The sequence below is a fragment of the Photobacterium sp. R1 genome, assembly GCF_054600795.1.
Map to the genome: position 1 here is coordinate 1 of NZ_BAAHZP010000693.1, position 259 is coordinate 259.

The window sequence follows — 259 nt, forward strand, 5'->3', positions numbered from 1 at the left end:
GGCCGTGGATTCTGGTTTTGGCATCTGCAACAGCTCAATTTTGACCGGCGCGGTACCGTGACCAACCACATCCAGCTTGGTCGCTGCTGCCATGCTGAGATCTATGATGCGTCCTTCATGGAACGGGCCGCGGTCATTGACCCGGACAATGGCACTTTTGCCATTATTTTTATTAGTCACTCTGACATAGCTGGGCAGCGGTAAGGTTTTATGCGCCGCAGTCATTGAATACATGTCATAAATTTCGCCGTTAGACGTT

Annotated in this window: 1 protein-coding gene; it reads right to left on the reverse strand. The window is 50.6% G+C overall.

The features are described from left to right. A partial coding sequence (locus ACYP03_RS26865; protein WP_459782789.1) for a septal ring lytic transglycosylase RlpA family protein occupies positions 1 to 259 on the reverse strand: 259 nt, incomplete at both ends.